We start from the raw sequence: 7,624 nt of genomic DNA on the forward strand, positions 1-7,624 counted from the left end.
GGATGAAGGCTGCTGTGGGCGGCTATGCCCGCGCACGCGACCTGCGGCATGCGCTGGAGCTCCTGTCGAGCGCCGACGGCATGGGCCGCGTGCTCGCCGGCGGGCAGAGCCTGGTCGCGGCGTTGAACATGCGCCTGACGACCGGCGACATCCTGGTGGACATCTCCGCGCTCGCCGACTGCCGCGGCGTGGCGGACGACGGCGGGACGCTGCGCATCGGCGCGCTCACGCGCCATGCCGAGATCGGCCGCGATCCGCTGGTGCGGGCGCATGCCCCCCTCCTCGCCGAGGCCGTCGGCCATATCGCGCACGCGGCGATCCGCAACCGCGGCACGATCGGCGGCGCGATCGCGCATGCCGACCCCGCCGCCGAGTTTCCTGCCTGCGCCCTCGCGCTCGGGGCCGTGATGCGTGTCGAGGGCCTCGACGGCCCGCGCGACATTCCCGTCGAGGCGTTCTTCCGCGACACGTTCGAGACCGCGCTCGCCGAAGGCGAGATCCTCACCGCGATCTCCGTGCCGAAGGCCGCGCCCGGCGAGGTGCAGGTGATCCAGGAGGTCGCCCGCCGCTCCGGCGACTACGCGCTCGCGGGCTTGTGCCTCGTGCGCCGCGCCGGTCGCCACCGCCTCGCGCTCTTCTCCACCGGGCCGAAGCCGATGCTGGCGACGGCCGCCATGGCCGCCCTCGACGGCGGCGACACCGAGGCGGCCATCTCCGCGCTGAAGGCGGAGATCGACCCGCCGTCGGACACGCAGGCGAGCGGAGCCTACCGCCGGCATCTGGCGGGCGTGCTGCTGCGCCGCGCCGTGGCGCGCATCGAGGGAGGGACCCGATGACCGAGATCGTCCGCGATCGCATCGACGTCGCGCTGACCGTCAACGGCGAGCCCGTCGAGGCGCGCGTCCCGGCCGGCCAGCACCTGATCGACTTCCTGCGGCTCGAGCTCGGCCTCACCGGCGCGCATGCGAGCTGCGAGCACGGCGTCTGCGGGGCCTGCACGATCCGCGTCGACGGCGACGCCGTGCGCGGCTGCCTGATGCTCGCCGCCCAGGCCGACGGTGCCGAGGTCTGGACCGTCGAGGGCCTGACCGATACCGGCGAGATCGCCGACCTGCAGGCGGCCTTCGTCGCCCGCAACGCGCTGCAATGCGGCTTCTGCACGCCCGGCATGCTGGTCGCCGCGCAGGAGCTTCTCGCCCGCGGCGGCGCGCCGTCGCGCGGGGAGATCCGCGAGCACCTGTCCGGGAACTACTGCCGCTGCACCGGCTACGAGGCCATCGTCGACGCGGTCGAGGCGGTGGCGATGGCGCGCGCCGGCGCGGCCGCCCAGGAAGGCGGGGGAGGAGCATGACCATCGCGTTCGGCAATCCCGACCGGCCGAATTCCTATATCGGCAAGACGGTCCCGCGCCCCAACGCGCCGCGGCTGGTGCAGGGCCGTGGGCGCTTCGTGGACGACATCACCCTGCCGCGCATGGCGCACGTGGCCTTCGTGCGCTCGCCCTACGCCCACGCCCGGATCGGCGGGATCGACGCCGCCGCCGCGAAGGCGGTGAAGGGCGTGCTGCGCGTCTTCACCGGCGCGGACATCGCCGAGGTCTGCACCCCCTGGGTCGCGGTGCTCGCGCATCTCAAGGGGCTGAAGTCGCCGCCGCAGCACGCGCTCGCGACCGATCGCGCCACCTGGGTCGGCGAGCCGGTGGCGGCGGTGCTGGCCACGACCCGCGCCGCGGCGGAGGAGGCCGCCTCCCTCGTGGAGGTCGCCTACGAGGCGCTCCCCGTCGTCACCGACATGATGAGCGCGCTCGACGAGACGACGCCGGTCATCCACCCCGATCTCGGCGACAACCTCGCCTTCCGCCGCCTGCACGACGAGGGCGACGTCGAGGGCGCCTTCGCCGGCGCCCACGCGGTCGTCTCCGCCCGCTTCCGCACCGCGCGCCATACCGGAGTCACGCTGGAGCCGCGCTCGATCCTCGTCGACTGGAACCCGGCCGAGGGACAGCTCGTCGCCTGGCACGCGACGCAGGCGCCGCACATGATGCAGACGGTCCTCGCCAAGCACCTCGCCCTGCCCGAGAGCCGCGTGCGGGTGATCTGCGGCGACGTCGGCGGATCCTACGGCATCAAGGTGCACGTCTACCCGGACGAGGTCGCGACCGCCGCCATCGCCAAGATCATGGGCCGGCCGGTGAAGTTCGTGGCCGACCGGCTCGAGAGCTTCACCACGGACATCCACGCCCGCGACCACATCGTCGACGCGCGTCTCGCCGTGGACGAGGCCGGCCGGATCCTGGCGTTCGACGTGGACGACTGGACCGCGATCGGCCCCTATTCGGTCTACCCGCGCACCTCCGCCATCGAAGGCAACCAGGTCGTCAACCTCTGCGGCGGCCCCTACGACTTCGCGAACTACCGCGCCCGCACCACGGTCGTCTTCCAGAACAAGACGCCGACATGCCAGTACCGTGCGGTGGGCCACCCGATCGCCGTGGCGATCACCGAGGGCCTCGTCGACATGGCCGCCGCCGAGCTCGGCATGGACCCGGTCGAGATCCGGCGGCGCAACCTCTACGCCGACGACGCCTACCCCGCGACCTCGCCGGCGAAGATGCGCTTCGAGGGCCTGTCCCACCACGCCTCGCTCGACAAGCTCGTCGCGCTGATGGACTACGACGCGCTCCGGGCGGACCAGGCGGCGGCGCGCAAGCGCGGCGTCCATCGCGGCATCGGGATCGCGAGCTTCATCGAGCTGACCAACCCATCGCCCTTCATGTACGGGATCGGCGGGGCGCGCATCTCGGCGCAGGACGGCTGCACCGTGCGCATGGATCCCGACGGCTCGGTCGTCGCCCTCTCCGGCGTCACCGAGCAGGGGCAGGGCACCGAGGCGATGCTCGCCCAGATCGTCGCCGAGGGCGTCGGCGTGAGCCCGTCCGAGGTGCGCGTCGTCACCGGCGACACGCAGGTGACGCCCTACGGCGGCGGCACCTGGGCCTCGCGCGGCGCGGGCATCGGCGGCGAGGCGGCCCTGCAGGCGGCGCGGGCGCTGCGGGACTCGATCCTCGAGGTCGCGGCCGCCATGCTCCAGAGCGAGCCGGGCCGGCTCGACATCCGCGCCGGGGCCGTGGTCGATCCGGACACCGGAGAGGAGCGCCTCTCGCTCGCGGAGCTCGGCCGCATCGTCTACTTCCGCGGCGACACGCTGCCGAAGGGCCTGCCGCGCGAGCTGGTGCAGACGCGCCACTTCATCACGTCCGAGTACCCGTTCGCCTTCACCAACGGCGTGCAGGCCTCCTACCTCGAGGTCGACGTCGAGACCGGGGTGGTGACGCTCCTGAAGCACTGGTGCGTCGAGGATTGCGGGCGGATCGTCAACCCGCAGCTCGTCGACGAGCAGATCCGCGGCGGCATCGTCCAGGGGCTCGGCGGGGCGCTCTACGAGGAGATCCACTACGACGAGGAGGGCCAGCTCCTGAACGGGTCGATGGCCGACTACCTCGTGCCGATGGCGGCCGAGACGCCGGACATGATCGTCGGCCACGTGGAGACGCCCACGAAGGAGAGCCTGCTCGGCGCCAAGGGTGCCGGCGAGGCGGGAACCGCGGGCGCGCCCGCGGCCGTGATGAACGCCATCAACGACGCGCTGCGCCCGCTCGGGGCGCAGGTCACCGAAATGCCGTTCACGCCCGAGCGCATCCTGCGTGCGCTCGGGGCGATCGAGGACTGACAGCAACGAGGTCCCGGCACGAGGACCCGACACGGGAGGAGCAAGATGAAGATCGTCACCATCGCCGGGGCCACGGCCCTGGCCCTGACGGCCGCCGGCGCGGCCACCGCGCAGGAGCGCATCACCGTCAACATCGGCTCGTCGCACCCGGAGAACAACATCTGGGTCTACGCGATGAAGAACACCTTCCAGCCCGAGGTGAACCGGATCCTCGGCGCGGCCGGCGCGTACGAGATCGCCTGGGTCGAGAGCTACGGCGGGACCCTCTACAAGTTCACCGACACGCGCGAGGCGGTGATGGACGGGATCGTGGACGTCGGCATGGTCGGCACGGTCTGGGAGGGCGCCAACATGCCGCTCCAGAACGTGACCTACTTCACGCCGTTCGCCACCGAGGACCACCGGATGATCATCGAGATCTTCGATGACCTCTCCGAGAACCTGCCCGAGCTGAAGGACAGCTGGGCCCAGAACGGCATGGTCCACCTGTCCTCGCTGATCACCGACAGCTACGACATCTACGCCACGTTCCCGGTCGAGACGCTCGCCGACCTGCAGAACCGCAAGCTGAACGCGCCCGGCACCTCCGCCAACTGGCTCCGCGAGACCGGCGCGACCCCCGTCGACGGGGCGCTGACCACCTACTACACCAACATCCAGACCGGCGTGACCGAGGGCACGCTCTCGTTCGCCTCCGGCATCCTGCCGACCCGCGTCTACGAGGTCGCCCCCGAGCTCACGCGCGTGGGCATCGGCTCGATGTATTTCGGCGGCATCGCCGCCAACAAGGACTTCTTCGACGGCCTGCCCGGACCGGTGCAGGAGGCGTTCCGCGAGGCGGCCGCGGCGACCTCCGTCGCCCACGGCGACTACGTCGCCGACCTCGCCGCACGCGCCCTCGACGAGATGCAGGCGGCGGGCCTGACCATCCACGAGCTGCCGGAGGAGGAGAAGGCGGCCTGGGTGAACGGCCTGCCCAACATCATCGAGCCCTGGCTCGAGCAGACGGGCGAGTCCGGCCGCGTGGTGCTGAAGGCGTATTTCGACGCGCTGCGTGAGCGCGGCGCCACGCCGCTGCGGAACTGGGACGAAGGCCTCTGACCGGCCGTCCCGGCCGACGGGGTCGCCGAGCATCGCGCCCGCCCGGGTCCGGCCCGGACGGGCGCCGCGCCGAGGGGGCGAAGGCATGAGCACGAGCGACGAGAGCACGAGCGGAGCCGACGACGCGTACATCCCGCGCCTGGCGGACGCCCCCGTCGGGTCGGTCCTGGCGACCGTGGCGGCGATCCTGTCCTCGATCGGCACCGCCTGGATCGGCGCGCTGATGCTGCTGATCGTCGCCGACGTGGTCGGGCGCAACTTCCTCGACGCGCCGATCACCGGCGTGGCGGAGATCGCCGCGCGATCGGTCGTCGCCATCGTCTTCCTGCGGGTCGCAGCCGCGATCCTGCAACGGCGCCTCACCCGCGCGGATTTCCTCCTGCGTCGCCTCGAGCGCGCCTCGCCCCGCGCGCTCTGCCTCGTCGAGGCGCTGTTCGCGCTCGCCGGCGCGGTGGTCTTCGCGCTGATCGTCTGGGCATCGTGGCCGAAGCTCGCCTCCGCCTGGGCGACGGCCGAGTTCTTCGGCGTGCAGGGGGTCTTCACCATCCCCACCTGGCCGTTCCGTCTCATCACCGTCGCGGGCGCCGCCCTGGCATCGCTCTGCGCGCTCTACGTCGCTCAGGACGAGCTGCGCAAGCTCGGAGCCCGGGAATGACCACGCTCGCCATCGGCTTCCTCCTGATCGGGCTCCTGGTCGCCCTCGTCCTGCTCGGCCTGCAGATCGCGTACGCGCTGCTCGCCGTGGCCTTCGCCGGGATCTGGATCATCCGCGACAACCTGGGTCTGGCGTTCCGGATGCTGGAGCTGACGGCCTACAGCGGCATCGCCGACTACCTCTTCGCCACGATCCCGCTGTTCGTCCTGATGGGCCTGCTGGTCAGCGTCTCGAATGTCGGCCGCGACACGTTCGAGGTGGCCGAGGTGCTGCTGCGGCGGCTGGTCGGCGGGCTCGGCGTCGCGACGGTCGCGGCGAACACGGTCTTCGCCGCCGTCACCGGCGTCTCGATCGCCTCCGCCGCCGTGTTCACGCGCGTCGCCGTCCCGGAGATGACCCGGCACGGCTATCGGGCCTCGTTCGCGGCGGGAACGGTCGCGGGCTCCTCGGTGCTCGGCATGCTGATCCCGCCGAGCCTCCTCTTGATCATCTACGGCGTGCTGGCCGAGGTCTCGATCGGGGGCATGTTCATCGCGGGCATCATCCCCGGCCTGATGCTGGCGGGCGGCTTCGTCGTCTTGCTGATCCTCACCGCCGCCGTGTTCCCGCGTTTCGTGATGAGCGATCCGGCCGGCAGTCGCGAGCGGCGGCTGGACACGGGCGGGCCCTCCATGACGGTCGGCACGATGATCGCCAAGCTCACGCCGATCGTGGCTCTGGTCGTGCTCGTGCTCGGCGGCCTCTACACCGGCTATTTCACGCCGACGGAGGCCGGCGGTGTCGGCGCCTTCGGAGCGCTGGTCGTCGCGATCGCGCGTCGCTCGCTCGACCGCCACAAGCTCTGGCAGGTGATGAAGCAGACGGGCGTCATCTCCGTCTCGATCCTGCTGCTGCTCATCGCCGCCAGCTTCTATTCGCGCATGCTCTCGATCGCCGGGCTGCCGGACGCGATCGCCGATCTCGTCACCCGCTCGGGCTTCGGGCCCTACGGCTTCCTGTTCCTGTACGCGGCGATCATCCTGCTGATGGGGATGATCCTCGACAGCACGTCGATCCTGCTGATCATGGTCCCCATCGCCGCCCCGATCGCGACGAGCATGGGATTCGACCTCAGCCATTTCGGCATCGTGACGGTGATCGCGGTGGAGATCGGTCTCCTGACGCCGCCCTTCGGCATCTCCGTCTTCACCGTCCACAGCACGCTCGCCGATCCGGACGTCACCATCGAGCAGGTCTTCTCCGCGACCCTGCCCTTCGTCGGCGTGATGCTGCTCGTGCTCGTCCTGGTCGCGCTGTTCCCGGTGACGGCGACGCTGTTCCTCTGACGGGCGCGCCCCCGACCGCGCCGTCGACCCGCGAGCGGGGGACCGGGCCGCGTCGACCGGGGAGGACATGAACCGGCCGAGGAAGACGGGAGTGCCGCGGCGGGGCCCGGCGGAAGACGGTGCGCGTCGCGATCCGGCACGCGCGGCCCCGTCCGTGCTGGTCCTGCTTGGCGAGCGCCTGACGGCCGCCGGGACGCGGCGCGACGACGGCGCTCGGCGCGACGCGGCGACGGAGCCGGTCCGCCCCGTCGCCGAGACGATCGTTGTGGGCTCCAGAGACAGGAAGGATGGGGTCGCACCGACGCTCCGCGGCGACCTGGCGCGGGTCCCGACCCCGGGCGCGACGGCGGGGCAGAGCAGGGCCCGAACGCAAAAAACCCCAGCGGGGGACCGCTGGGGCTTCGTGTCGGTGGACTTGGTTGCGGGGGCAGGATTTGAACCTGCGACCTTCAGGTTATGAGCCTGACGAGCTACCGGGCTGCTCCACCCCGCGGAAGGGTGTCGCCTCCAATGCGAACGGCCCCGAACATGTCGGGGCCGGCGCGGGGAGGCGTCGTGAGGAGGATGGGTTCGGCATGGGTGTGTGCGCGTGATCTGTCCTTTGCAGGCCCGGCGACGACCTACTCTCCCGGGGCTTGAGCCACAGTACCATCGGCGCTGAGGAGTTTAACGGCCGAGTTCGAGATGGGATCGGGTTTTGTGCTCCTCGCTCCGGTCACCGGGCCGGCGAAGGACAGATTGCGCGCACAGGTGTTTCTGGTCTCGTTGCGACGTTGCTCGTGTCCGTGCGCGGGGTCTTTGCGGGACCCGTTGG

At 71.4% G+C, this 7,624-nt stretch carries 6 protein-coding genes, 1 tRNA gene and 1 rRNA gene; 6 read left to right on the top strand and 2 right to left on the bottom strand.

From position 1 onward, the window contains the following. The first annotated feature begins 2 nt into the window (after positions 1-2). The 6 genes from G407_RS0118455 (at position 3) to G407_RS0118480 (ending at position 6,810) form a co-directional block, all read left to right on the top strand. A complete protein-coding gene (locus G407_RS0118455) occupies positions 3-836 on the top strand; it encodes an FAD binding domain-containing protein (RefSeq protein ID WP_029032019.1) in 834 nt (277 codons plus the stop codon). Continuing rightward, positions 833-1,351 carry a (2Fe-2S)-binding protein gene (locus tag G407_RS0118460; protein WP_029032020.1) on the top strand — a complete coding sequence of 173 codons (519 nt, stop codon included), beginning with the start codon at positions 833-835 and terminating at the stop codon, positions 1,349-1,351. The genes G407_RS0118455 and G407_RS0118460 overlap by 4 nt, the downstream gene beginning before the upstream one ends. Further along, complete coding sequence (locus G407_RS0118465; RefSeq protein ID WP_029032021.1) at positions 1,348-3,729, top strand: xanthine dehydrogenase family protein molybdopterin-binding subunit; 2,382 nt, start codon at positions 1,348-1,350, stop codon at positions 3,727-3,729. The genes G407_RS0118460 and G407_RS0118465 overlap by 4 nt, the downstream gene beginning before the upstream one ends. A 45-nt stretch (positions 3,730-3,774) precedes the next feature. Next, positions 3,775-4,830: a C4-dicarboxylate TRAP transporter substrate-binding protein gene (locus tag G407_RS0118470; RefSeq protein WP_029032022.1), complete on the top strand. Its 1,056-nt coding sequence runs from the start codon at positions 3,775-3,777 to the stop codon at positions 4,828-4,830. A gap of 85 nt (positions 4,831-4,915) precedes the next feature. Further along, the gene (locus G407_RS0118475) at positions 4,916-5,485 is read left to right on the top strand and encodes a TRAP transporter small permease subunit (protein ID WP_029032023.1); all 570 of its coding nucleotides are present in this window, start codon (positions 4,916-4,918) and stop codon (positions 5,483-5,485) included. Further along, on the top strand, positions 5,482-6,810 hold the full coding sequence (locus tag G407_RS0118480) for a TRAP transporter large permease (protein WP_029032024.1): 1,329 nt from the start codon (positions 5,482-5,484) through the stop codon (positions 6,808-6,810). The genes G407_RS0118475 and G407_RS0118480 overlap by 4 nt, the downstream gene beginning before the upstream one ends. 416 nt (positions 6,811-7,226) lie before the next feature. Here G407_RS0118480 and G407_RS0118485 read toward each other — a convergent pair. Both G407_RS0118485 and rrf read right to left on the bottom strand, forming a co-directional pair. After that, positions 7,227-7,303 (bottom strand) — tRNA-Met (locus G407_RS0118485). A gap of 114 nt (positions 7,304-7,417) precedes the next feature. Next, positions 7,418-7,533: ribosomal RNA gene (gene rrf / locus G407_RS0118490) — 5S ribosomal RNA — on the bottom strand. Between the last annotated feature and the right edge of the window lie 91 nt (positions 7,534-7,624).

Source organism: Salinarimonas rosea DSM 21201 (genome assembly GCF_000429045.1).
GTDB lineage: Bacteria > Pseudomonadota > Alphaproteobacteria > Rhizobiales > Beijerinckiaceae > Salinarimonas > Salinarimonas rosea.